Origin of the sequence: Neobacillus nitrireducens (genome assembly GCF_030915405.1) — a bacterium.
Taxonomy (GTDB): domain Bacteria; phylum Bacillota; class Bacilli; order Bacillales; family Cytobacillaceae; genus Neobacillus.
In genome coordinates this window covers 3,168,056-3,191,517 of sequence record NZ_CP133262.1, presented here as the reverse complement: position 1 = coordinate 3,191,517, position 23,462 = coordinate 3,168,056, and the positions used below count along the sequence as shown (strand labels likewise).

Genomic DNA, 23,462 nt, shown 5'->3' with positions numbered 1-23,462 from the left:
AATGGATGTATGGAGGTGGAGGGATTGAGTTCATTATTAGCACAAAATTATCATGAGGAAACGTGCGTTATTTGTGAAAATCAGAAACCAAAAGGCATACATCTATACACTTCATTTATTTGTACAGAATGCGAAAATGATTTAATACAAACAGATACAAATGATCCGAAATATAAATATTTTCTCAAACAACTGAAAAAGATAACTACACCGGAAATTTTTTCATAAAAGTCCTTAAGGGCTTATTTTTTTTGCAATCAAACGAGAATGAATAGTTATTTTTTGTTAGAATGAAGTAATCCTTTCAAAGTTGCGGTGTTACACGCAGGCAATTAGGACGGGAAAACCGATGAAACTCTTTATAAGGAAGTAAACAAATGAGCAACCAATTAAAAACACCCTTGTATGATGTTTTAGTCGACCATGCAAATAAGAATCCTATTTCTTTTCATGTCCCCGGGCATAAATATGGTCAAATAAATCAGCCTCAAGCAACTCGTTATTTTAAACAAATTTTTCAAATAGATGCGACGGAGTTATCGGGTTTAGACGATCTGCATTCGCCGGAAGGGGCGATATTAGAGGCTGAATCATTATTAGCCAGTCTTTATCAAACCAAAAGGAGCTATTTTCTTGTCAATGGTTCGACTGTAGGGAATCTGGCCATGATTATGGCTGCCTGTGTTGAAGGTTCAAAAGTTCTTGTCCAACGAAATTGCCATAAATCTGTTTTAAATGGATTAAGCATAGCAAAAGCCGATCCCGTGTTTCTCGAGCCTGAATATAACCGGGAGTGGAAAGTTTCGTCGGGTCTTAAAGTAGAAACGGTCAAAGAAGCTATAAGCTTATACCCCGATGCCAAGGCGCTCGTTCTGACGTATCCGAATTACTATGGAATGGGATGTCAATTACAAGAGATAATCAAAGAAGCACATCGGTATGATATCCCTGTATTAGTAGATGAAGCCCACGGACCTCATTTGATCCTGGGAGCTCCGTTCCCGCCCTCGGCCCTTCAATTAGGTGCCGATATGGCGGTCCAATCCGCGCATAAGACGCTCCCCGCGATGACGATGGGATCGTATTTACATGTAAATAGCTCACGAATTAATCATAATAAGGTAACGGAATACTTAGCCATGTTCCAATCAAGCAGCCCCTCCTATCCGATCATGGCATCACTGGACCTGGCACGAAATTATTTAGCTACATATACTCCAATCGACTTGAGCTTTCTATTAAATGAAATCCAACGCTTTAAACAGGAGCTAGCGGACATCCCGGCAATCAAGGTGTTAGAGTATCCAAACACGAACGGAGATCCACTGAAAATTACCATTCAATCCCGCTCTGGATTAAATGGTTTTGAACTCCAAAGCAGATTCGAAGAGGTCTCTATTTATACAGAATTAGCAGACCCAAATAATGTCCTGTTTATTTTTCCTTTATTAAAAAAAGGACAAACCTTTCCAGTAGATGAGGCTGTCCTGAAGATTAAACAGGCACTGGCTGGTTTATCATTCAAGGATTCTCAAGAGATACCGGAGTTTACAAGTCAAAGCATATCAACGTTAGCGATCCCATTTAAAGACATGGTCAATTTAACGGTAAAAGTAATAGAAATAACAGCTGCACTTGATGAGATATGCGCTGAAACTATTATTCCCTATCCCCCGGGTATCCCATTGTTAATAAAGGGCGAGAGGATAACAAAAGATAAGCTCAGTCAACTTAGCAGGCTCCTAAATTCAGGAGCAAGATTTCAAGGCGGCTCCTTATTAAAGGATGGCAGGATAAAGACTTTTTACACAAGATGAGTGAGAGATACAGTTCTGGAGGTTTTTGTAGATGACTAGAGGAATATTTATAACATTTGAGGGCCCGGATGGTGCTGGAAAATCAACGATCATTGATATGGTCGCTAAGCAGTTTGAAAATGTACTGTTAACGCGTGAACCCGGTGGGATTGATATCGCGGAGCAAATTCGAGCTGTTATATTAAATAAAGAAAATACTGCCATGGACCCCCGAACAGAAGCACTGCTCTATGCTGCGGCACGAAGACAGCATTTGATTGAAAAGGTGAGACCAGCATTGGATGAAGGAAAAATAGTCCTATGTGACCGGTTTGTTGATAGTTCATTAGCGTATCAAGGTTATGCCCGCGGGTTAGGAATTGAAGAAGTGTTTGCAATCAATCAATTTGCGATTGAGAACTTGATGCCGGAATTAACCATCTATTTTGAGATTGAGCCGGAGTTGGGCTTAGAGCGAATTAACAAAAATAAAGGCAGAGAGATCAATCGGTTAGATTTAGAAAATCTTGAATTCCATCAAAAGGTTAGTGAAGGATACCAATTATTAATCGAGCGCTTTCCGGATAGAATTCGGAGTATTAATGCCTCTGGTACAGTGGAAGAGGTTTTTCAGGAAACACTAAAGATAATAGAAGAAAAATTATCCCAAAAGAAGCCTTCGCTGTAAGGCTTTTTTTTCAAAAAAAGAAATATCAGCCTGCCTAACCCATTACGAATGTAAGGAATCCGGTTACCTGTTATAATATAGAAAATAACAAAACTAGAATTGGGAAAAAAGAGAGGGTGGTTCGGATGAAACTTATCATAGCTGTTGTACAGGACCAGGATAGCAATCGCTTATCAAAAGCACTCGTAGATAACAATTTTAGAGCAACCAAACTAGCCAGTACAGGTGGATTTCTGAAGTCAGGCAACACAACCTTTATGATCGGTACTGAGGATATTCGAATTGACCGAGCCCTCCAGATTATTAAGGAAAACTGCAGGTCCAGGGAACAGTTAGTTGCCCCTGTTTCACCAATGGGCGGGAATGCAGATTCGTATGTCCCATATCCCGTGGAAGTCGAAGTTGGCGGGGCTACAGTATTTGTCCTTCCAATTGAGCAATACATGCATTTTTAAGCATCGTGTCTAAGGGTAAATTTTATAAAGTAAGTGAGTGATGAGCTTGGTCAAATCATGGGAACAGCTAGAAGAGCTTCAGCCAACTGTGTTAAACATGCTAAAAAACAGTTTAGTGAAAAATCGAGTGGCCCATGCGTACCTTCTGGAAGGAATTAGAGGGACAGGTAAGAGGGAAATTGCACTGCTGTTGACAAAGTCCCTATTTTGCGATTCCATCATTGATCAATATAAACCCTGTGAAGAATGTAATAATTGCCGTCGAATCAATCACGGCAACCATCCTGATGTTCATATGATTGAGCCTGACGGGTTATCGATTAAGGTTGAGCAAATCAGAAGCCTGCAGGTTGAGTTTGCCAAAAAGGGATTAGAATCTTTAAAAAAAGTATATTTACTTGTTCATTCTGATAAGATGAGTGTCAGTGCATCTAATAGTTTGCTGAAATTTTTAGAGGAGCCAAATCCCGGGACCGTTGCCTTTCTATTAACGGAACAACCGCAGAAAATTCTCCCAACCATTCTATCGAGATGCCAAATCCTAACATTTCATCCATTATCGCCTCGAGTTATGATTAAACAATTGGTGGAAAACGGCGTAGAACCGCATAAGGCTCCGTTACTTGCTCAATTGACCAATAGTTTAGATGAAGCTCTTAAATTAAATGTCGATGAATGGTTTGCACAAGCCCAAAAAATAGTGGTAAAATTATATGAGGTGTTGAAAAAAAATCCATTAGAGGCTATGGTAACGCTTCAGACTGAATGGTTTCCACACTTTAAAGAAAAAGAACAGATTCACCGTGGATTAGAACTTTTACTTCTTATTTTTAAGGATTTACTATATATACAATTAGATAAGCAGGAGCAAATTGTTTTTCGAGAGGAAAACGGGCGGCTGCAGCAATTTGCATTGCAAACATCTGGACGGCGCATATCGGATCAAATGTCAGCTATTCTTGATGCGAAAAGAAGGCTTGAGAGGAATATGAACCCTCAGCTGATGATGGAACAGCTTGTGTTAAAATTGCAGGAGGGATCTTCATTTGTATGATGTTGTAGGAGTACGCTTTAAAAAAGCGGGGAAAATCTATTATTTTGATCCAGGGGACCTCTCCATAGAAAAAGATGAGTTTGTGATTGTTGAAACAGTTCGTGGAGTGGAGTATGGGAAAGCAGTCATCGCTCGTAAACAGGTTGAGGAACACGATGTTGTCCTTCCGTTAAAAAAAGTGGTTAGAATCGCTGACCCGAAGGATAAAATGATTGTGGAAGAAAATAAGCAGGCTGCAAAAGAAGCTTATGAAGTTTGTAATGAAAAAGTGAATGAGCATCAGTTAGATATGAAACTAGTCGATGTTGAATATACATTTGATCGCAATAAAGTTATCTTCTACTTTACAGCGGATGGAAGAGTTGATTTCCGTGAGCTTGTAAAGGACTTAGCAGCTATTTTTCGGACGAGAATTGAATTACGCCAGATCGGTGTCCGTGATGAAGCGAAGATGCTTGGCGGGATTGGCCCCTGTGGACGAATGTTATGCTGTTCTACCTTTTTAGGGGATTTCGATCCGGTTTCAATAAAAATGGCAAAGGATCAAAATCTCTCATTGAATCCTACAAAAATATCCGGTTTATGCGGCAGGCTGATGTGTTGTTTAAAATATGAAAATGATGAATATGAAGCTGCTAAAGCATTGCTGCCTGATTTAGGTGAAGTTATTGAAACACCACAAGGCAGAGGAAAAGTAGTAGGATTAAATATATTAGAGCGGGTACTGCAGGTTGAACTGAAGGAACAGGATCGAGTTCTGGAGTATACCTTGGAGGAAATCAATAAAGAAGGTGCCTTTTCTATACAATCCACAGATTAACGAGGTGGAAGCCGTGGATAAAAAAGAAATATTTGAATCAGTAAGTAATATGGAAACACAAATTGGCCATCTTTACCAACAGCTGGGGGAATTAAAGCAGCATTTAGCCGAAATACTAGAAGAGAATCATTATTTAAAGCTTGAAAATGAACATCTGAGACGCCGTTTAGATGTAACAACTGAAGCGGAAAAAAAGATAACAGAGAATAAAAAAGGGACCATTCAGTCTGAGTCTCCCGGTGTAAAACCATTTGATGTAGGGGAAGGCTATGATAATCTCGCCCGTCTCTATCAGGAAGGGTTTCATATCTGTAACCTGCATTTTGGAAGTTTACGTAAGGAAGGCGATTGTTTATTCTGTCTTTCATTTCTTAATAAGAAATAACCTTAAGAGGCTGACAAAGATCAGCCTCTATTTTCATACATATAGCTGGAGGTGATACTTTGGTCCACTTAAAGGAAGATGAACGATTGGATTATTTGTTAGCAGAAAACTTACGGATCATTCAAAGTCCATCTGTTTTTGCCTTTTCGCTTGATGCCGTATTACTCGCAAGATTTGTCTATGTTCCGATTCAAAAGGGAAACTTGATTGACCTTTGCAGCGGGAATGGTGTGATTCCTTTATTTCTAAGTGCGCGAACGAAGGGACAAATAACCGGTGTTGAAATACAAACACGGCTTTACGATATGGCGGTAAGAAGCATTGAATATAATCGACTGGAACAACAACTGCAAATGATTCACGGCGATATCAAAGATATGCCAAAACAGCTGGGACATGGAAAATTTGATGTCGTCACATGCAACCCACCATATTTTACTACGGCATCCAAGGAAGAAATAAATCCGAATGAACATCTAGCGATTGCCCGTCATGAAATCCTTTGTACCTTAGAGGATACGGTTAAAGCGTCAAGCCAATTGGCTAAACAAGGTGGTAAAGTAGCTTTTGTGCACCGCCCTGGACGACTGTTAGATATTATTACGCTGATGAGGCAATACCGGTTGGAACCGAAACGGATTCAATTTGTTTATCCGAAGAAGGGAAAAGAGGCAAATACTCTTTTGATTGAGGCGATTAAGGATGGCAGCCCAGATTTAAAAATTCTCCCGCCGTTATTTGTTTATAATGAAACGAATGAATATACTTCAGAAATAAAAGAGATTCTATATGGAGAAAAATGAACACTTCTTTTATGTGCTTACCTGTAAGGACAGGAGTTTGTATGGTGGATACACGAATAATCTAGAAAAGCGGATCAAGATGCATAATGACGGAAAAGGGGCGAAGTATACACGGGGCCGAGGCCCGGTCAAGCTTACATACTATCGTTGTTATGAAAATAAAGGGGATGCACTAAGGGCAGAATACAATTTCAAACAATTAACTAGAAAGAAAAAAGATGAATTTTTAATAAGAGAAACAGGTGATAGCCATGTGGCAGCAAAAGAGCTTTGAGAATGAAGCAACAAAAGGGATTTTATATCTAATCCCTACCCCCATAGGAAATTTGGAAGATATGAGTTTCCGAGCCATTCGATTATTAAAGGAAGCAGACCTAATTGCTGCTGAAGATACAAGAAATACAAAGAAACTATGCAATTACTTTGAAATTGGAACGCCAGTGGTCAGTTATCATGAACACAATAAAGAAACAAGCGGTGATAAATTGATTCAAAAAGTAAAGGAAGGGTTAAAAATTGCCCTTGTAAGTGATGCGGGAATGCCAGCAATTTCTGATCCTGGATATGAGTTAGTGTTAGCCGCTACGCGGGAAAAGGTAACAGTTGTTCCCTTGCCGGGTGCAAACGCTGCGTTGACCTCATTAATCGCTTCAGGGTTGCCATGTCAGCCTTTTTACTTTTTTGGATTCTTAAATCGGAATAAGAAAGAGAAGCGGATGGAGCTGGAAGAAATCAAGTGGCAGTCGGCAACGTTAATCTTTTATGAATCACCGCATCGTCTAAAGGAAACATTAGCGATTATGCTGGATGTCCTCGGTAACCGGAAAATTGCTATTTGCCGGGAGTTAACAAAAAAATATGAGGAATTTATTCGTGGAACGATTGAAGAAGTCATTGCTTGGACCAATCAAGATGAAATCCGCGGTGAGTTTTGCTTGATTGTTGAGGGGACAGACCAAGAGCAAGAGGAAACTCCAAGCTGGTGGCACACTTTAACACTTGAGGAACATGTCAATCACTACATTTCGGAAAAGAACATCCCATCGAAGGAAGCAATCAAACTTACAGCAAAAGACCGTGACATGAATAAACGAGACGTGTATCAGGCCTACCATGTTGAAAAGGGCTGAGTAAATAGTATAATAATTTAACTTAGAAAACTGTCTAGCTCCAGCGCCCAGCGGCTAGTGTACTTCGCCCTTTTCCCTACGATAAGTCAACATCGAATCGCTAACTCTCTTCGTGTTTCCTTTATCTTGGTCAAAGTGCTCCAGTCCATACGCCGCTAAACGGGCGCTTCCGCTTTTCTAATAAAAAATGCTCCAGCACTTTTTTTAAGTGCTGGAGCATTTTATTATTTTACTAATTCAAAGTTGTTTTGGATTTCTTGTAATAACTGTTCTGCACCTTCACGGCTAAGAATTAATTTACCGCCAGCAAGAGTTAAATTATCATCAGATACTTCTCCAGTTACTTGGCAAGTCATATTTGGCTTGTATTTCTTTAAGATAATACGCTCATCATCAACGTAAATTTCTAGAGCATCCTTTTCAGCGATACCAAGAGTACGTCTTAATTCGATTGGAATAACTACACGGCCTAACTCATCAACTTTACGAACAATACCAGTAGATTTCATTTTTATTTTCTCCTCTCACATTTGCACTTATTTTTTTTTCTATCTATTTATTCGTCATTATTCGACAAAATTTTCATAACTTAATAATACAAGAAATTCCCATATTCGTCAATTACTTTATTTTGAAAAATATTTGTTAATTTTTTCTATTATGATGATTGTTGATTTATCAATGTTTTTATAAAAAATCATCATTATTTATCACTCATAAATATTATTGTATTTTTAATATTACGTTTAATCAACTCGGTCTTTTTTCGACATATTTCAACATAATCCGGTTCCAATGAACTATATATCTTTCGAAGGGGGAGGGGGCATTATGGGTGTAATAGGAAAAAAATTAAAAATAAAGGAAATACGTAAAAGTGCGCCTTCTTGCACAAAAGTTGGTTTTTCGGTATATTTTGAGGATAGAAGCGAGAAAAAATAGGCAATAATGGATAAATAGAGCTTTGGACTCGCAAACTAGCGGAGGGATTTAGATGGAGAAAAAATTGAAGACTTTTTACCTAACGACACCGATTTACTATCCTAGCGGTAATTTACATATTGGACATGCTTATACAACAGTTGCCGGCGATGCAATGGCACGTTATAAGCGGATGCGCGGCTATGATGTTATGTACTTAACAGGTACGGATGAACATGGGCAGAAGATCCAGCGGAAGGCGGAAGAGGCAGGGATTACTCCGCAGCAGTATGTCGATGGAATTGTTGATGGGATTCAAGAGTTATGGAATAAACTTGATATTTCCTATGATGATTTTATTCGTACAACTCAGGAACGGCATAAACAAGTTGTTGAAAAAATCTTTGCAAGACTTCTTAAGCAAGGAGATATTTATCTCGATCAGTATGAAGGTTGGTATTGCACACCGTGTGAATCCTTCTTTACTGACCGTCAGCTAGTGGAGGGGAATTGTCCGGATTGTGGTCGTCCAGTTGAAAAAGTGAAAGAGGAATCGTACTTTTTTAAGATGAGTAAATATGTTGACCGCTTATTGCAATACTACGAGGAAAATCCAGATTTCATCCAACCTGAATCTCGTAAAAATGAAATGATTAATAACTTCATCAAACCCGGCCTAGAGGATTTAGCTGTATCAAGGACAACATTTGATTGGGGCGTTAAAGTGCCCGGAGATCCAAAACACGTTATCTATGTATGGATTGATGCACTGTCTAACTATATCACAGCACTCGGGTATGGAACTGAAAATGATGCTAAATACTTAAATTATTGGCCAGCAGATGTTCATCTTGTTGGAAAGGAGATTGTCCGTTTCCATACGATTTATTGGCCAATCATGCTAATGGCCTTAGACCTGCCGCTGCCTAAAAAGGTATTTGCTCATGGCTGGTTGTTGATGAAGGATGGAAAAATGTCCAAATCGAAAGGGAATGTCGTTGACCCAGTCACTTTAATTGATCGGTACGGACTCGATTCACTACGTTATTATTTGTTAAGAGAAGTACCGTTTGGGGCAGATGGCGTCTTTACGCCTGAAGGATTTGTTGAAAGAATCAACTTTGACTTAGCCAATGACTTAGGAAATCTTTTAAATCGTACCGTTGCCATGATCGAAAAGTATTTTAACGGTGTGATCCCTGATTATTCCGGGTCTGTTGGTGAATTTGATGCATCGCTTTTACAGGTGAATCTGGATACAGTAAATAAATATGAGGAAGCCATGGAAAAAATGGAGTTCTCTGTTGCTTTAACGTCTATTTGGCAATTAGTCAGCCGCACTAATAAATATATTGATGAAACCAAACCTTGGGCATTGGCCAAGATTGAAGAGAATAAAGGGGAACTTGCAAGCGTAATGGTTCATCTCGCTGAATCATTACGAAGAATTGGCATATTACTGCAACCCTTCTTAACACGTACTCCAAATGCCATCTTTTCACAGTTAGGCATTCACGAGGAGACTCTTACAGTATGGGAAAGCCTGGCTGATTTTGGCTGTATTCCAAGCGGAACGAAGGTTGAAAAAGCGGCTCCGATATTCCCTCGGCTTGATATTGCTGAGGAAGTAGAGTTTATTAAGACGAAAATGCAGGGTTCTGCTCCAGTTGTTGAAGTAAAGGAAGAAACAAAGATAGAAGAAAAGCCGGAAGAAATCGACGAGATTGCTATCGATGACTTTATGAAAATTGATTTACGTGTAGCTGAAGTGGTTCAAGCAGAGCCAATTAAAAAGGCAGATAAATTACTTAAGCTTCAACTGGATCTAGGCTATGAAAAGCGTCAAGTAGTTTCAGGAATTGCTCCATATTATAAGCCGGAAGAATTAGTGGGTCGAAAGGTGATTTGTATAACCAATCTGAAGCCCGTTAAACTTCGCGGTGAACTTTCACAGGGAATGATCCTGGCAGGTTCAAAAGATGGTCAATTATCACTGGCGACGGTCGATCAAACGTTACCGAATGGTTCCAAGGTAAAATAAAGTTTCATAACTTTACAAGAAAAGCGCCTGCATAAGGCGCTTTTCAATGTTACACGTGGAACATTTTTCGTGATATTTCTAGTTATGACTTGGATATTGTAGAATCTTGGCATTTTTACAGCAAATTAAAAAATGTTAGCGAAATATAAAATTCTTTTTGAAAAAAATGGTGAAGGAGCAAAACGATGCTATTTGATACCCATGCACATTTAAATGATGACCAATATGACGATGATTTAGAAGAAGTGATTACCAGGGCTCAAAGTGAAGGAGTCACGAATATGGTTGTTGTCGGATTCGATCGGAAGACGATTCAAAGGGCAATGGAATTGGCCGAAAACTATGAGTTTATCTTTGCCTGTGTGGGCTGGCATCCGGTTGATGCCATCGATATGACCGAAGAGGATTTACGCTGGATAGAGGAATTAGCTGCCCATCCAAAAGTGGTAGCGATCGGTGAAATGGGTTTGGATTATCACTGGGATAAATCCCCAAAGGATATTCAGAAGGAAGTTTTTCGGAAGCAAATCAGGCTGGCTAAAAAGGTTAACTTGCCAATAGTGATCCATAACCGCGAAGCGACTGCTGATATAGTGGAGATATTAAAGGAAGAAGGAGCAGAGGAAGTGGGTGGAATTATGCACTGCTTTAGCGGCAGCCCTGAAGTAGCGAAGGAATGTGTAAAGATGAACTTTTATATTTCGCTAGGGGGGCCAGTAACCTTTAAAAATGCTAAAAAGCCAAAAGAAGTAGCGGCGGAAGTCCCACTAGACAAACTTTTAATTGAAACTGATTGTCCCTATTTAGCACCTCATCCTTACCGTGGGAAAAGAAATGAACCGAGTTATGTAAAATTAGTAGCTGAACAAATTGCCGAAATAAAAGGGTTGACAATGGAAGAAGTGGCAGAGGCAACGACACGAAATGCTAAAAAATTATTCGCCATAAAATGATAGGGTAATTTGTCGAAGCTAGCGGAAGCTTGTCTTTTAATTTAATGAAAACAAAAAGTTCTACATGCCTCCTTTTCTACATAGGATAACCGTGTCGATAAGTTTCTCTTTGCAATTTTTTGAACTTTGTGCATAATTAGAAATACCTTCGAACAGTACGCAAAGATTAACAGCCGACAGCATGGTTCATTAATCTCTCTAAGAAAAGGAGGCGTTTTTCATCGTATTCAAACACATGAAAAACCTGTTTTCCAAGTCTTTGAGCCGGAAGACATTGACCATTGCTTTTGCTAGTTTCGTAGTTTTGCTGACAACTCTTGGAATTCTTTATTATGAAGGGTCAAAGAAAACTGTTGCCATTACTCTTAACGATCAGCAAGAGGTCGTAAAAACACATGCAGATACCATCCAGGAATTATTAGATGAAATCGATGTATCTACCCGCTCACAAGATTATTTGCAACCGAAAGCGAGTACAAAGGTGAAGGACCACCTGAAAGTCATTTGGAAGCAAGCGAACATGGTTCACATTGTCAAGGACGACGAGAAAAAAACGATCTGGACGACAGCAGGAACAGTTGCTGAACTCCTAAAAGAGCAGAACATTGTTTTGAGCAAACATGATCAAATCTCACCTAGACCGCAAGCAGCTATAAAAGATAAGATGGAAATAGGATTAAAAAAAGCATTTCATCTTACATATGTTGATGGCGGTAAAAAGCAACAAGTTTGGTCCACTTCGGCTACGGTCGCTGACTTTTTATCACAACAGGGGATTAAGTTAAATACATTAGACCGAGTTGAACCATCATTAACAGAAGCCATCCCAAAGTATGGTGCTGTTAACGTCATTCGAGTAGAAAAAGTCACCGATGTAGTGGAAGAACCTATTCAATTTGCTGTAGTAACCAAAAAGGATGGTCGTTTAGAAAAAGGGAAAGAAAAGACGCTTACCAATGGAAAAAAGGGTCGTGTTTCTAAACAATATGAAGTCCTGCTTGAAAATGGCAAAGAAGTTTCTAGAAAATTAATAAGTGAGCAGAAGATTGCAGAAAAGCAAGATAAAGTTGTGGCTGTCGGAACGAAGGATATAGCGTTACAAGTTTCCCGCGGTGCAGACGAGTCGGGAAAAGAGTTTTACGTTACTGCAACTGCTTATACAGCGTATTGTAACGGCTGTTCAGGTAGAACAGCAACGGGACTTAATCTCCGTGCCAATCCGAACATGAAGGTTATTGCTGTTGACCCAAGGGTTATCCCGCTGGGGACGAAGGTGTATGTTGAAGGTTACGGCTATGCTGTAGCCGCTGACACAGGTGGGGCAATTAAAGGATATATCATTGATTTATTTATGCCGTCTAATCAAGATTGCTATCGTTGGGGACGTAAAAAAGTTAAAATTAAGATTTTAAATTAATTACCATTTTGCAGAGGGTCCTATCCTCTGCATTTTGCTTTTTTCATAAATTTCTTTATACTAACATCGAATACATATCGGTAATATACTTCATCTTTTTCTTATTTTATTGTATGAATGTGTTCAATAATATAGACGATGGACATTACAAAAATGTTTCAATTTTTTTGCAATTTGTTTAAAAATAATAAGTTTATAAGTTTGAACTTAGATTACTGTCTAGCTCCAGCGCCCAACGGCTAGTAGACTTCGCTCTCCGCCCTACGATAAGTCAACATCGAATCGCTAACGCTCTTCGTGTTTCCTTTATCTCGGTTGGAGCGCTCCAGTCCATACGCCGCTAAACGGGCGCTTGCGCTTTTCTAATTTTTATTACGGAGGCTAATATTAGTAAATGAAGATTAAAGAAATTATTGTTGTAGAAGGAAAAGACGATACGACAGCGATTAAACGGGCACTTGATGCAGATACAATTGAAACAAATGGTTCAGCTGTGAATGAGGCAACGATTGAAAAGGTAAGACGTGCTCAACAGTCCCGGGGCGTTATTATTTTTACGGATCCGGATTTTCCCGGTGAAAAGATCCGCAAGACGATCGCTGAGGCCGTTCCAGGTTGTAAACACGCATTTTTGACGAAGGAAGCGGCGATGGGCAAGGTAGGGGAAAGCCTTGGTGTGGAACATGCCAGTCCTGAAGCCATCCAAGAAGCGCTTAAGGATGCCCAAATCATGCATGAAACGTTTGCAGAGGAAATAACCCAAGAAGACCTGATCACAGCCGGTCTGATCGGCGGCGAAGGGGCTAAAGAGAGAAGAATTATGCTTGGTAAGATATTAAAAATTGGATATACCAATGGAAAACAACTGCATAAGCGCTTAATGATGTTCCAAATTGGAAGAAAAGAATTTTCAGAAGCACTAAGGGTTGTACGTCAGGAGGAACTACATGAATAAAGATATTGCTACCCCGGTAAGGACAAAAGACATTTTAAAAAAATATGGTTTTTCATTTAAAAAGAGTCTAGGTCAAAACTTTTTAATTGATACTAATATCTTAAAAAAGATTGTCAGCTTTGCAGATTTAACACAAGAATCAGGAGCGATTGAAATTGGACCGGGTATTGGTGCACTTACAGAGCAGTTGGCCCGGACAAGCAAAAAAGTCGTTGCTTTTGAGATTGATCAACGGTTACTGCCTATCTTAAATGATACCTTATCACCCTATCCCAATGTTAAGATTATTCATAACGATGTGTTAGAGGCAGATGTGGCCGAAGTTATGAAAGAAGAATTTAATGATATGGCCAATGTCATGGTGGTTGCGAATTTACCCTATTATGTGACAACGCCAATCATCATGAAGCTTCTTGAAGAGCATTTGCCGATTCGCGGGATTGTTTGCATGCTTCAAAAGGAAGTGGCAGACCGAATTTCAGCTAAGCCAGGAACGAAGGACTATGGCTCACTTTCTATCGCCGTCCAATACTACACGGAAGCAGAAACCGTCATGATTGTCCCAAAAACTGTGTTTGTACCGCAGCCGAATGTGGACTCCGCGGTCATTAGGTTAACGCGGAGGGAGCAGCCCGCAGTTACAGTTACTGATGAATCGTTCTTTTTCCAAGTTACGAGGGCGAGCTTTGCTCAACGAAGGAAAACCCTGCTGAATAACCTTACCAGCCAGCTGCCGGAAGGGAAGCAAAAGAAGGAAGAAATCCTGCAAGCCTTAAGTGCGAGCGGAATTGACCCAACTAGAAGAGGGGAGACACTTTCCTTAGAGGAGTTTGGCCGCTTAAGCGAAGCATTATATCCGTTTTTCCATTAGACCCTATTATTATAGGGTCTATTTTTTTCACATAGATGCCTGGGTTTGCATAGCCTATGAGAGAAACTTTATTTAAAGGCCCTTGTGCTGGTCTTATTGGAGTGACGGCAGTGGATATAAAATTAATGGATATTGTCGGCAGGCGTTCGTATAACTGTGATATTCTATTTCGCATAATTGATATTCGAAAAGTAAATAGCCAAAAATTTGCAGTTCTTTACGGAGAAGATTTTCGCCTTGTAGCTGACGCACCATACGAGGATTTGGTCGTCGTCGACCATCTACAAAGAGTTAAGCTGGAGAAAGAGTACCGAACGCTTGAGGAACAGTCTTTTAGGCTGTTTAAACAGGATGTTGACTTAATTAAGAATCGTCAGGAATATGAAGCGACTGGCGGATATGTAAAACCAAGTAATTATTTTCAAATGCCGGGGAAGGTTCTTCATATGGATGGGGATCCATCCTACTTGAAGAAATGTATGACACTGTATGAAAAAGTGGGAATCCCTGTTTTAGGTATACACTGTAATGAAAAAGAAATGCCAGAAAGAATCGGGGGATTGATTGATCTGTATCGTCCCGATATTCTCGTTATAACCGGACATGATGCGTATTCAAAGGCAAAAGGAAAAATGACGGATATTAATGCATATCGCCATTCTAAACATTTTGTCCAAACGGTTAAGGAAGCACGCAAAAAGATCCCTCACTTAGATCAGTTGGTGATCTTTGCTGGTGCTTGCCAATCGCACTTTGAATCTTTAATCCATGCGGGGGCAAACTTTGCCAGCTCACCTGACCGGATTAACATTCATGCCCTCGACCCCGTTTATATCGTTGCCAAAATTAGCTTTACACCTTTTATGGAAAGAATTAATGTCTGGGACGTATTAAGGAATACATTAACAGGTGAAAAGGGACTTGGAGGTATTGATACAAGGGGAGTGTTACGAACGGGAATGCCTTTTCGGCCGATCCAAGAAGAGGATGAATAAGCCTTTGCTGTCCGATAAGGCTTATTTTTTTATTTTCTTAGCCGATACATATTCCCACTTATATAAGGTAACTCTAATAATGTTGAAATTTAGTAGAAAAAGAAGAATAAAAAATATTGACAATCTTTTTGTTTGACTGATATAATTTATGTTTTTGTTTGACATAACTATGTCAGTGTGTTATACTTTACACAGTGAGGTGGACCGAATGCCAAAAACCTTAGCCGATATCAAAAAGGCTCTAGACACAAATTTAGGGAAAAGATTACTGCTTAAAGCCAACGGAGGTCGTCGAAAAACAATCGAACGTTCCGGTGTTTTAGCTGAAACTTATCCATCTGTTTTTGTTATTGAATTAGATCAGGATGAAAACTCATTTGAACGTGTTTCTTACAGTTATGCCGATGTTTTAACAGAAACTGTTCAAATTACTTTCTACGAAGATGCATCAGGACACTTAGCCTTAAATTAGTATATAAGCAATACGCAGCAGTAAACAATCGTTTACTGCTTTTTGCTATATAAAGCGGAAGCGCCCGTTTAGCTGCGTATGGACTGGAGCTGGATTCAGAGAACCAATTAATCTTTCATGAAATCCTAACTTTTCTCCCATACTAAAAATGCCGTGGTATGAAAGGGGTTGTTTAGGTGGGCAGAAGAAGAAGAGGGATTATGTCCCGTCACTTTAAAGAAGAGCTTGCTAAAGAGCTTGGCTTTTATGATGTCGTCCAAAGAGAAGGATGGGGCGGCATAAAGGCAAAGGATGCAGGGAATATGGTCAAGCGTGCCGTTGAACTAGCACAAGAGCAGTTAGCTAGCCGGGGTCCAATGGGTTAACTTCTGAATAAAGCACTTCCGCTTATGAGATTAATCAATCACATACCACAGCAAGGCCAGAGGACAAGCTCCTCTGGCTTTCTTTTTTCAAAATATGACTTATTTCTTATAAAACTTATAAAAAATTATGAAATTTGATAGGATTTCTCATATCACACGTCTTACTTTTATCGTTTTGTGGTAAAATAGGACAAAATGTGGATTTTCGGAACCGGACAATATAGAAGTAGGTGGACGTAGTGAGGCTTTTAGTAAAAGCACCGGCCAAAATAAATTTAGCTTTAGATGTTTTACACAAACGCCCTGATGGCTTTCATGAAGTGGAAATGATTATGACAACGATTGATTTGGCTGACCGGGTTGAACTATCATTATTAAACGAAGATAAAATACATATTCATTCTCACAATCGCTATGTTCCTGATGACCAGCGGAATTTAGCCTTTCAAGCAGCCCAGCTTTTGAAAGATCGCTTCCATGTCAAAAAAGGTGTGTTGATTTCAATTGAAAAAACCATTCCTGTTGCCGCGGGGCTTGCGGGGGGAAGCAGTGATGCAGCCGCCACTTTAAGAGGCTTAAATAAGCTCTGGGATCTTGGGTTAACATTGGATCAATTGGCTGTGCTGGGAAGTGAAATTGGATCGGATGTTTCATTCTGTGTCTATGGCGGGACGGCTTTGGCAAGGGGCCGAGGCGAAATGATTACCGAATTGCCTGCTCCGCCGACATGCTGGGTCATCCTTGCAAAGCCATTTATAGGGGTATCAACTGCGGAAGTATATCGAAGACTGGATATCAATGAAATGACCCATGCGAACATTCCCGGCATGATTGATGCGATTAATGAACATGATTACAAAAAGGTGTGCAATAATGTGGGGAACGTTTTAGAGGATGTTACCTTAAACCTTCACCCTGAAGTTGCGCTAATAAAAGAACAAATGAAACGTTTTGGTGCAGATGCAGTATTAATGAGTGGCAGTGGTCCAACGGTTTTTGGTATTGTTCAGCATGATTCAAGAATGCACCGAATTTATAATGGATTAAGAGGATTCTGTGATCAAGTATTTGCGGTCCGGATGTTAGGGGAACGACACTCACTTGATTAAAAACGTACGAAAATGGTATTCTATAACTAGAATATTCGTGTTTTTGGGGGCGTATTATGAAATTTCGGCGCAGTGAACGCTTGATTGATATGACAAATTATTTACTAGATCACCCGCGACAGCTCGTACCGCTTACCTTTTTTGCTGAACGTTATTCCTCGGCGAAATCATCGATCAGCGAAGATTTGGCGATTATTAAAGAAACATTTGAAAAAAGAGGAATTGGCACCATCCAAACAGTGCCAGGGGCATCAGGCGGAGTGAAATTCTTTGTAAAGGTAAGCCAAGAAGCAGCAGAACCCTTTATCAATGAATTGTGTGAGCTGATTGCCAATCCTGATCGACTTTTACCGGGAGGATATTTATATTTAACTGATATTTTAGGTGATCCTAACATCGTGCAACAGGCTGGGCGGATTATTGCCTCTGCCTATACTGATGCGAAAATAGATGTGGTGATGACAGTTGCGACTAAAGGAATTCCGCTTGCCTACGCTGTAGCAAGTCAGTTGAATGTCCCCGTTGTTATCGTCCGAAGGGATAGTAAAGTAACGGAGGGGCCGACAGTTAGTATTAATTATGTGTCCGGTTCTGCTAAGCGAATCCAAACGATGGTCCTTTCAAAACGCAGCATGAAACAAGATTCACGCGTCTTGATTGTCGATGATTTTATGAAAGCTGGCGGAACGGTCATGGGAATGATTAGTATGCTCGAAGAATTTAATGGGCATTTGGCTGGGATTGCTGTATTAGTTGAGGCGGAAAAAATTCAAGAGCGGCTCGTCGATGAATATATCTCACTCGTCCAGTTATCTGATGTGGACGTAAAAGGAAAAATGATTAATGTTCAAGCTGGGAATTATTTTAATAAATAGATGGAGGGAATTACGATGAAAACAGTTCAAACAAGTCAAGCACCGGCTGCAATTGGCCCCTATTCACAAGGAATTATTGTAAATAATATGTTCTATAGCTCAGGACAAATTCCATTAACTGCGGATGGGTCCTTGGTAACCGGCGATATTAATGAACAAGCTCATCAAGTTTTTCAAAACTTACAGGCTGTCTTAACGGCTGCAGGTGCATCTTTTGAAACGGTCGTAAAGACAACCGTATTTATTAAAAGTATGGATGACTTCGCTGCATTAAACGAAGTTTATGGTGAATACTTCTCGATTCATAAACCTGCTCGTTCATGTATCGAGGTTGCCCGCTTGCCAAAAGATGTTTTAGTTGAAATTGAAGTGGTTGCACTCGTTAAATAATTAAATAAATTTTAATTCACTTCCAGATTTATTACTGTTCACTATTTTGCCCTAATTTTTCTAAAATATTTTGAATATAAAGAAGGATTTCAGAAAAAGTTGTTGAATTTAATTACTTAGCTTTTTAACAATCAAAAAAGGGTGTGAGCACATGGAAGTAACAGACGTAAGATTACGCCGAGTTAATACGGATGGACGGATGAGAGCAATCGCATCTATCACATTGGACAATGAATTTGTTGTTCATGACATTCGTGTGATCGACGGAAACAACGGTTTATTTGTAGCTATGCCAAGCAAGCGTACTCCGGATGGAGAGTTTCGTGACATTGCGCATCCAATCAATTCTGGAACACGCGGTAAAATTCAGGAGGCTGTTCTGGCTGAGTACCACCGTTTAGGTGAATTGGAAGTAGAATTTGAAGAAGCCGGAGCTTCCTAAGGATTTTTACAACTAGGGCCTTTCTTCTAGAAGGCTCTTTTTTATTGTTTGAAAACGTTACCATTCCTCGAACCCCTTTTGAGCCCCAATCCCCTGAAAATTAACTCATTATTACAAAATTAGACACTTCCCTAACATGCCTTGAAAAGAGCGCCCATTTACGTTAATATTTTTAGTGGATAAAAAGGTTAATTGGAGGACTTAAACATGCATAATCGTTATGCTGTGATATTAGCCGCTGGGCAAGGAACGCGGATGAAATCTAAGCTATATAAAGTATTACACCCAGTATGCGGAAAACCGATGGTTCAACATGTGGTCAACCAAGTAATGAAGCTAAATATACAGGAAATTGTCACAATTATTGGACATGGTGCAGAAATGGTGCAAGCACAATTAGGTGACAGCAGTAAATATGCTCTTCAGGATCAGCAGTTAGGTACTGCACATGCTGTTAACCAGGCACAAAGCATGCTAGATGGGAAAGCAGGAGTGACGATTGTCGTTTGTGGGGATACTCCTTTAATTAAAGCTGAAACAATGGAAGCTCTTTTTAAACATCATGAAGAGTTGAATGCAAAGGCTACCATTCTTACAGCCAGAATTTCAGACCCAACGGGATACGGCCGAATCGTTCGTAACTCAGCCGGCTTAGTAGAAAAGATTGTCGAGCATAAGGATGCGTCTGAAGGCGAAAGAAAGATTAGTGAAATCAATACGGGTACTTATTGCTTCGATAATCTTGCATTATTTGAAGCTTTAAAGAATGTTTCTAATGACAATGTTCAAGGGGAATATTATTTACCGGATGTGATCGAAATACTCAAGACACAAGGGGAAGTGGTCACTGCCTTTCAAACCGCTGAATTTGAAGAAACTTTAGGTGTGAATGACCGTGTGGCGTTAGCAGAAGCCGAACGAATTATGCGTGTCCGTACAAATACAGCGCATATGCGGAATGGGGTTACCATCATTGACCCGGCAAATACCTATATAGAAACCGATGTAGAAATAGGGCAAGAAACGGTTATCTATCCGGGCACGATGATTAAAGGAAGAACAGTTATTGGTTCAGAATGCCAGATTGGTCCAAATTCTGAAATTGATTCATGTCATATCGGTGACCAAACAGTAATCCGTCAATCCGTTGCTCATAACAGCTCGATTGGTGCTCAGGTCAACATTGGGCCCTTTGCCCATATTCGTCCGGAATCAATGATCCATAACGAAGTGAAAATTGGTAATTTCGTTGAAATAAAAAAAGCTGTCTTTGGAAAAGGAAGCAAAGCCTCACATCTTAGTTATATTGGTGATGCAGAGGTGGGCTCCGATGTAAATATTGGCTGTGGTTCGATTACAGTGAATTACGACGGTAAAAATAAATATTTAACGAAAATTGAAGATGGAGTCTTTATTGGCTGCAATTCCAATCTAGTTGCCCCTGTCACGATTGGGAAAGGTGCTTATGTGGCCGCCGGTTCGACCATCACTAAAAACGTACCGGGTGAAGCCTTATCGATTGCCCGGGCAAAGCAAGTGAATAAGGAAAATTATGTCCAAAAGCTGAATCTAAAGAAATAAGCGAATCAATTTAGGAGGCTATCATGTCGAATCAATATTTAGACCCAAATCTGAAGGTATTTAGTTTAAATTCAAATCTTCCTCTTGCAAGAGAAATCGCGAAATTCATCGGTGTGGAATTAGGTAAATGTTCAGTCACAAGATTTAGTGACGGTGAAATACAAATTAATATCGAAGAAAGTATCCGTGGTGGTGATGTTTATGTCATCCAGTCGACTAGCCAACCAGTAAATGAAAATATCATGGAATTATTAATCATGATTGATGCCTTAAAAAGAGCCTCTGCTAAAACAATTAACATTGTGATGCCATATTACGGTTATGCACGTCAGGATCGCAAGGCACGTGCCCGTGAGCCGATTACAGCGAAGTTAGTGGCAACCTTGCTTGAAACAGCCGGCGCAACCCGTGTCATCTGTCTCGACCTGCACGCTCCACAAATTCAAGGTTTCTTTGATATTCCGACGGATCACTTAATGGGTGTACCTATCTTATCGGATTATTTTAAATCCAGAGAATTTCAAGGCGATATTGTCATTGTTTCTCCAGACCACGGTGGAGTGACAAGAGCTCGAAAGATGGCTGAACGATTAAAGGCTCCAATTGCGATTATTGATAAACGCCGTCCAAGACCAAATGTAGCAGAAGTTATGAATATCGTCGGTAACATTGAAGGGAAAATTGCCATTTTAATTGATGATATCATCGATACAGCTGGTACAATTACACTGGCTGCTAATGCATTAATTGAAAACGGCGCATCTGAAGTGTACGCTTGCTGTACCCATCCAGTCCTATCGGGTCCTGCCATCGAACGAATTCAAAATTCAAAAATCAAAGAATTAGTGATTACCAATTCGATTGCCCTTCCGGAAGAGAAAAAGATTGATAAAATTATTAACTTATCCGTTGCACCACTTTTAGGTGAAGCTATTATTCGTGTTCACGAAGAGCAATCCGTAAGTACTTTATTTGATTGATTATAAGAATGAAGGATCTGGCCTTACCGGTCAGATCCTCCTTTTGCTTGTTTACAGTTGCCTTTTTTGAAACAAACTGTTTAAAAAAATGTTTAGACCTCCTTCTTTTGGGGCATTTTTATATAGACAGTTTTTGATAAAATAGGAGGGTAACTAAACATGAGTTCAGTATTACAGGCAAAAGAACGGAAGGAATTCCGCCATTCCGCACTAAAGGCAATCCGAGATACCGGGAACATCCCTGCGGTTATTTATGGTGCGAAGGTCGATAATAAGCCCGTGTCGATTAGTTCAGCAGACTTAACAAAGACGATTCGTCAAGTGGGCAGGAATGGCGTCATTTCACTTGATGTCGATGGCAGCAAACAGGACGTTGTCTTAACCGATTACCAAGAGGACTCTATTAAAAAAGAGATTATTCACGTTGATTTCTTAGCTATAGATAAATCTTCAAAGATTAATGTAGATGTTAGACTCGTTCTCGTTGGTGAGGCAGCAGGTGTAAAAGACGGCGGCGTCATGCAGCAGCCTCTTCATCAATTAGCAGTTACTTCCACACCTGATCAAATTCCGCAGCAAATTGAAGTCGATGTAACAAATCTGCAGGTAGGCGAAACGCTGACAATTGCAGATATTCTTTATCAAGGAACTTTTACAATCAACCATGAAAATGATGAGGTTGTCGCTTCGATTCTTCCACCAAAGCAGGAAGAGGAAATTAATGCGGGTGAGCAACAAGCAGGGGGTCATCCGGATAACGAAGAAGGAAGAGAGACCACACCTGAATAAAAAAGTAACAGAGTTCGGGCTAGACAACATTCAAAGTTCACTGTAAATTAAGAGTGTAAGGCGTAATCTTCTTCAGATTACGTCTTTTATCGCATTAATTAGTCATGGGAGAAAAAATGATGTTTCGTAAACTATTTAAAAGGTTGGCTAAACCGAAAGAGGTGGGACCCAAAATGAAGTTAATCGTTGGTTTAGGTAACCCAGGGAAACAATATGAACATACAAGACACAATATTGGTTTTGAAGTAATTGATGCGCTGTCCAGTAATTTTACAATCCCGCTTAACCAGTCTAAATTTAAAGGACTGTATGGGATTGGTTTTCATAGCGGAGAGAAAGTAATATTATTAAAACCGCTTACCTATATGAATTTATCCGGAGAATCGATACGAGCTGTCATGGATTATTATGATATTGACATCGAAGATTTGCTCGTCATTTATGATGATCTTGATTTGCCTGTTGGAAAAATCAGACTTCGTCAAAAAGGGAGCCCGGGCGGCCATAATGGGATAAAGTCCACAGTGGCCCATCTCGGCACGCAGCAGTTTAACAGAATAAGGATTGGGATTGACCGCCCGCAAGCAGGGCTGAGTGTCCCTGATTATGTTCTGGGGCGTTTTCACCCCGATGAAAAGACTCCAACAGAGGATGCCGTGAAGAAAAGTGCAGAAGCCTGCTCGGCATGGCTGGAGAAGCCCTTCCTTCAGGTAATGAATGAATATAATCAGTAAATTGCACATGACACAAGCCGTTCTTTCATACAATAGAGCAATAAAACGTTAGGGAAGGATCATAAATAACAAAGGTAAATCTAATTGAATAAGTTCCTCCTAGTGGGTTAATACTAATATGGAATCCTAGATTAGGGAGGGACAGGCGTGGCCATCCATTACCATTGTCATCATTGTGGTACCAAACTTGGTTCAATTGATAAAGCATCGATACACAGCGAAAGCCTCGGTCTTCATAAACTAACCGATCAAGAAAGACTGGAAATGGTTGCGTATGACTCGTCCGGCGACATTCACATCACGGCCATTTGTGAAGACTGTCAGGAAGCTTTAGAGCGGAATCCAGAGTACCATCAATACGATTTCCTTATTCACTAACCAGCTTTGGACTGAACTCCAAAGCATTTTTCTATTTATAATTTACTAATATAAAAACATTAT

General features: G+C 39.9%; 28 protein-coding genes. 27 read left to right on the top strand and 1 reads right to left on the bottom strand.

Features of this window, described 5'->3' with window-relative positions; all coding sequences use genetic code 11:
- The first annotated feature begins 9 nt into the window (after positions 1 to 9).
- The 10 genes from RCG22_RS15455 (at position 10) to rsmI (ending at position 7,131) form a co-directional block, all read left to right on the top strand.
- On the top strand, positions 10 to 228 hold the full coding sequence (locus tag RCG22_RS15455; RefSeq protein ID WP_308103658.1) for a sigma factor G inhibitor Gin: 219 nt from the start codon (positions 10 to 12) through the stop codon (positions 226 to 228).
- A gap of 149 nt (positions 229 to 377) precedes the next feature.
- Positions 378 to 1,817, top strand: a complete 1,440-nt coding sequence (locus RCG22_RS15450) for an aminotransferase class I/II-fold pyridoxal phosphate-dependent enzyme (RefSeq protein WP_308103657.1) — start codon at positions 378 to 380, stop codon at positions 1,815 to 1,817.
- Positions 1,818 to 1,848: 31 nt separating this feature from the next.
- Positions 1,849 to 2,484 (top strand): dTMP kinase, encoded by a 636-nt coding sequence (tmk, locus tag RCG22_RS15445; protein ID WP_308103656.1) that lies wholly within the window; start codon positions 1,849 to 1,851, stop codon positions 2,482 to 2,484.
- Between the two features lie 125 nt (positions 2,485 to 2,609).
- Positions 2,610 to 2,939 carry a cyclic di-AMP receptor DarA gene (locus RCG22_RS15440; protein ID WP_066249205.1) on the top strand — a complete coding sequence of 110 codons (330 nt, stop codon included), beginning with the start codon at positions 2,610 to 2,612 and terminating at the stop codon, positions 2,937 to 2,939.
- 46 nt (positions 2,940 to 2,985) lie between these two features.
- A complete protein-coding gene (gene holB, locus RCG22_RS15435; protein ID WP_308107172.1) occupies positions 2,986 to 3,993 on the top strand; it encodes a DNA polymerase III subunit delta' in 1,008 nt (335 codons plus the stop codon).
- Positions 3,986 to 4,813, top strand: coding sequence for a PSP1 domain-containing protein (locus RCG22_RS15430; RefSeq protein ID WP_098262743.1), 828 nt, complete (start codon positions 3,986 to 3,988; stop codon positions 4,811 to 4,813). The genes holB and RCG22_RS15430 overlap by 8 nt, the downstream gene beginning before the upstream one ends.
- 13 nt (positions 4,814 to 4,826) lie before the next feature.
- Complete coding sequence (gene yabA, locus RCG22_RS15425; RefSeq protein WP_166261377.1) at positions 4,827 to 5,198, top strand: DNA replication initiation control protein YabA; 372 nt, start codon at positions 4,827 to 4,829, stop codon at positions 5,196 to 5,198.
- 59 nt (positions 5,199 to 5,257) lie between these two features.
- The gene (locus RCG22_RS15420) at positions 5,258 to 6,001 is read left to right on the top strand and encodes a tRNA1(Val) (adenine(37)-N6)-methyltransferase (protein WP_308103654.1); all 744 of its coding nucleotides are present in this window, start codon (positions 5,258 to 5,260) and stop codon (positions 5,999 to 6,001) included.
- Positions 5,988 to 6,275, top strand: coding sequence for a GIY-YIG nuclease family protein (locus RCG22_RS15415; protein WP_308103653.1), 288 nt, complete (start codon positions 5,988 to 5,990; stop codon positions 6,273 to 6,275). The genes RCG22_RS15420 and RCG22_RS15415 overlap by 14 nt, the downstream gene beginning before the upstream one ends.
- Positions 6,253 to 7,131, top strand: a complete 879-nt coding sequence (gene rsmI / locus RCG22_RS15410; protein WP_098262739.1) for a 16S rRNA (cytidine(1402)-2'-O)-methyltransferase — start codon at positions 6,253 to 6,255, stop codon at positions 7,129 to 7,131. Before RCG22_RS15415 ends, rsmI begins: the two co-directional genes overlap by 23 nt.
- Positions 7,132 to 7,355: 224 nt before the next feature.
- On the opposite strand, the gene abrB is transcribed toward rsmI, so the two are convergent.
- A complete protein-coding gene (gene abrB, locus RCG22_RS15405) occupies positions 7,356 to 7,646 on the bottom strand; it encodes a transition state genes transcriptional regulator AbrB (protein WP_176525588.1) in 291 nt (96 codons plus the stop codon).
- Between the two features lie 479 nt (positions 7,647 to 8,125).
- Between abrB and metG the strand changes: the two genes are divergently transcribed.
- The 17 genes from metG to fin all read left to right on the top strand — a co-directional run bounded on the left by metG (position 8,126) and on the right by fin (position 23,399).
- Positions 8,126 to 10,093, top strand: coding sequence for a methionine--tRNA ligase (gene metG, locus RCG22_RS15400; protein WP_308103651.1), 1,968 nt, complete (start codon positions 8,126 to 8,128; stop codon positions 10,091 to 10,093).
- Positions 10,094 to 10,278: 185 nt separating this feature from the next.
- Positions 10,279 to 11,046 (top strand): TatD family hydrolase, encoded by a 768-nt coding sequence (locus RCG22_RS15395; RefSeq protein ID WP_098262737.1) that lies wholly within the window; start codon positions 10,279 to 10,281, stop codon positions 11,044 to 11,046.
- 235 nt (positions 11,047 to 11,281) lie between these two features.
- The gene (locus tag RCG22_RS15390; protein WP_308103650.1) at positions 11,282 to 12,463 is read left to right on the top strand and encodes a ubiquitin-like domain-containing protein; all 1,182 of its coding nucleotides are present in this window, start codon (positions 11,282 to 11,284) and stop codon (positions 12,461 to 12,463) included.
- 394 nt (positions 12,464 to 12,857) lie between these two features.
- Positions 12,858 to 13,418, top strand: coding sequence for a ribonuclease M5 (gene rnmV / locus RCG22_RS15385; protein ID WP_098262735.1), 561 nt, complete (start codon positions 12,858 to 12,860; stop codon positions 13,416 to 13,418).
- Entirely contained in the window at positions 13,411 to 14,289 is an 879-nt protein-coding gene (gene rsmA / locus RCG22_RS15380; RefSeq protein WP_308103649.1) for a 16S rRNA (adenine(1518)-N(6)/adenine(1519)-N(6))-dimethyltransferase RsmA, read from the top strand. The genes rnmV and rsmA overlap by 8 nt, the downstream gene beginning before the upstream one ends.
- Before the next feature lie 110 nt (positions 14,290 to 14,399).
- Positions 14,400 to 15,284: a sporulation peptidase YabG gene (gene yabG / locus RCG22_RS15375; RefSeq protein WP_308107171.1), complete on the top strand. Its 885-nt coding sequence runs from the start codon at positions 14,400 to 14,402 to the stop codon at positions 15,282 to 15,284.
- A 208-nt stretch (positions 15,285 to 15,492) separates the two neighbouring features.
- On the top strand, positions 15,493 to 15,756 hold the full coding sequence (veg, locus tag RCG22_RS15370; RefSeq protein ID WP_066249244.1) for a biofilm formation stimulator Veg: 264 nt from the start codon (positions 15,493 to 15,495) through the stop codon (positions 15,754 to 15,756).
- A 200-nt stretch (positions 15,757 to 15,956) separates the two neighbouring features.
- On the top strand, positions 15,957 to 16,121 hold the full coding sequence (locus RCG22_RS15365) for a small, acid-soluble spore protein, alpha/beta type (protein WP_098262749.1): 165 nt from the start codon (positions 15,957 to 15,959) through the stop codon (positions 16,119 to 16,121).
- Between the two features lie 239 nt (positions 16,122 to 16,360).
- Complete coding sequence (ispE, locus tag RCG22_RS15360; protein ID WP_308103648.1) at positions 16,361 to 17,230, top strand: 4-(cytidine 5'-diphospho)-2-C-methyl-D-erythritol kinase; 870 nt, start codon at positions 16,361 to 16,363, stop codon at positions 17,228 to 17,230.
- Between the two features lie 56 nt (positions 17,231 to 17,286).
- Positions 17,287 to 18,105 carry a pur operon repressor gene (gene purR, locus RCG22_RS15355; RefSeq protein WP_098262731.1) on the top strand — a complete coding sequence of 273 codons (819 nt, stop codon included), beginning with the start codon at positions 17,287 to 17,289 and terminating at the stop codon, positions 18,103 to 18,105.
- Between the two features lie 15 nt (positions 18,106 to 18,120).
- Positions 18,121 to 18,495 carry a RidA family protein gene (locus RCG22_RS15350; protein ID WP_308103647.1) on the top strand — a complete coding sequence of 125 codons (375 nt, stop codon included), beginning with the start codon at positions 18,121 to 18,123 and terminating at the stop codon, positions 18,493 to 18,495.
- Positions 18,496 to 18,646: 151 nt separating this feature from the next.
- On the top strand, positions 18,647 to 18,937 hold the full coding sequence (gene spoVG, locus RCG22_RS15345; protein WP_003347151.1) for a septation regulator SpoVG: 291 nt from the start codon (positions 18,647 to 18,649) through the stop codon (positions 18,935 to 18,937).
- Positions 18,938 to 19,144: 207 nt separating this feature from the next.
- The gene (glmU, locus tag RCG22_RS15340) at positions 19,145 to 20,518 is read left to right on the top strand and encodes a bifunctional UDP-N-acetylglucosamine diphosphorylase/glucosamine-1-phosphate N-acetyltransferase GlmU (protein WP_308103646.1); all 1,374 of its coding nucleotides are present in this window, start codon (positions 19,145 to 19,147) and stop codon (positions 20,516 to 20,518) included.
- A gap of 23 nt (positions 20,519 to 20,541) precedes the next feature.
- Complete coding sequence (locus RCG22_RS15335) at positions 20,542 to 21,498, top strand: ribose-phosphate diphosphokinase (protein ID WP_098262728.1); 957 nt, start codon at positions 20,542 to 20,544, stop codon at positions 21,496 to 21,498.
- Positions 21,499 to 21,657: 159 nt separating this feature from the next.
- Positions 21,658 to 22,287: a 50S ribosomal protein L25/general stress protein Ctc gene (locus tag RCG22_RS15330; protein WP_098262727.1), complete on the top strand. Its 630-nt coding sequence runs from the start codon at positions 21,658 to 21,660 to the stop codon at positions 22,285 to 22,287.
- Between the two features lie 173 nt (positions 22,288 to 22,460).
- Positions 22,461 to 23,021 carry an aminoacyl-tRNA hydrolase gene (gene pth / locus RCG22_RS15325; protein ID WP_308103645.1) on the top strand — a complete coding sequence of 187 codons (561 nt, stop codon included), beginning with the start codon at positions 22,461 to 22,463 and terminating at the stop codon, positions 23,019 to 23,021.
- A gap of 147 nt (positions 23,022 to 23,168) precedes the next feature.
- Positions 23,169 to 23,399 carry an anti-sigma-F factor Fin gene (fin, locus tag RCG22_RS15320; protein WP_098262726.1) on the top strand — a complete coding sequence of 77 codons (231 nt, stop codon included), beginning with the start codon at positions 23,169 to 23,171 and terminating at the stop codon, positions 23,397 to 23,399.
- Positions 23,400 to 23,462: the final 63 nt, after the last annotated feature.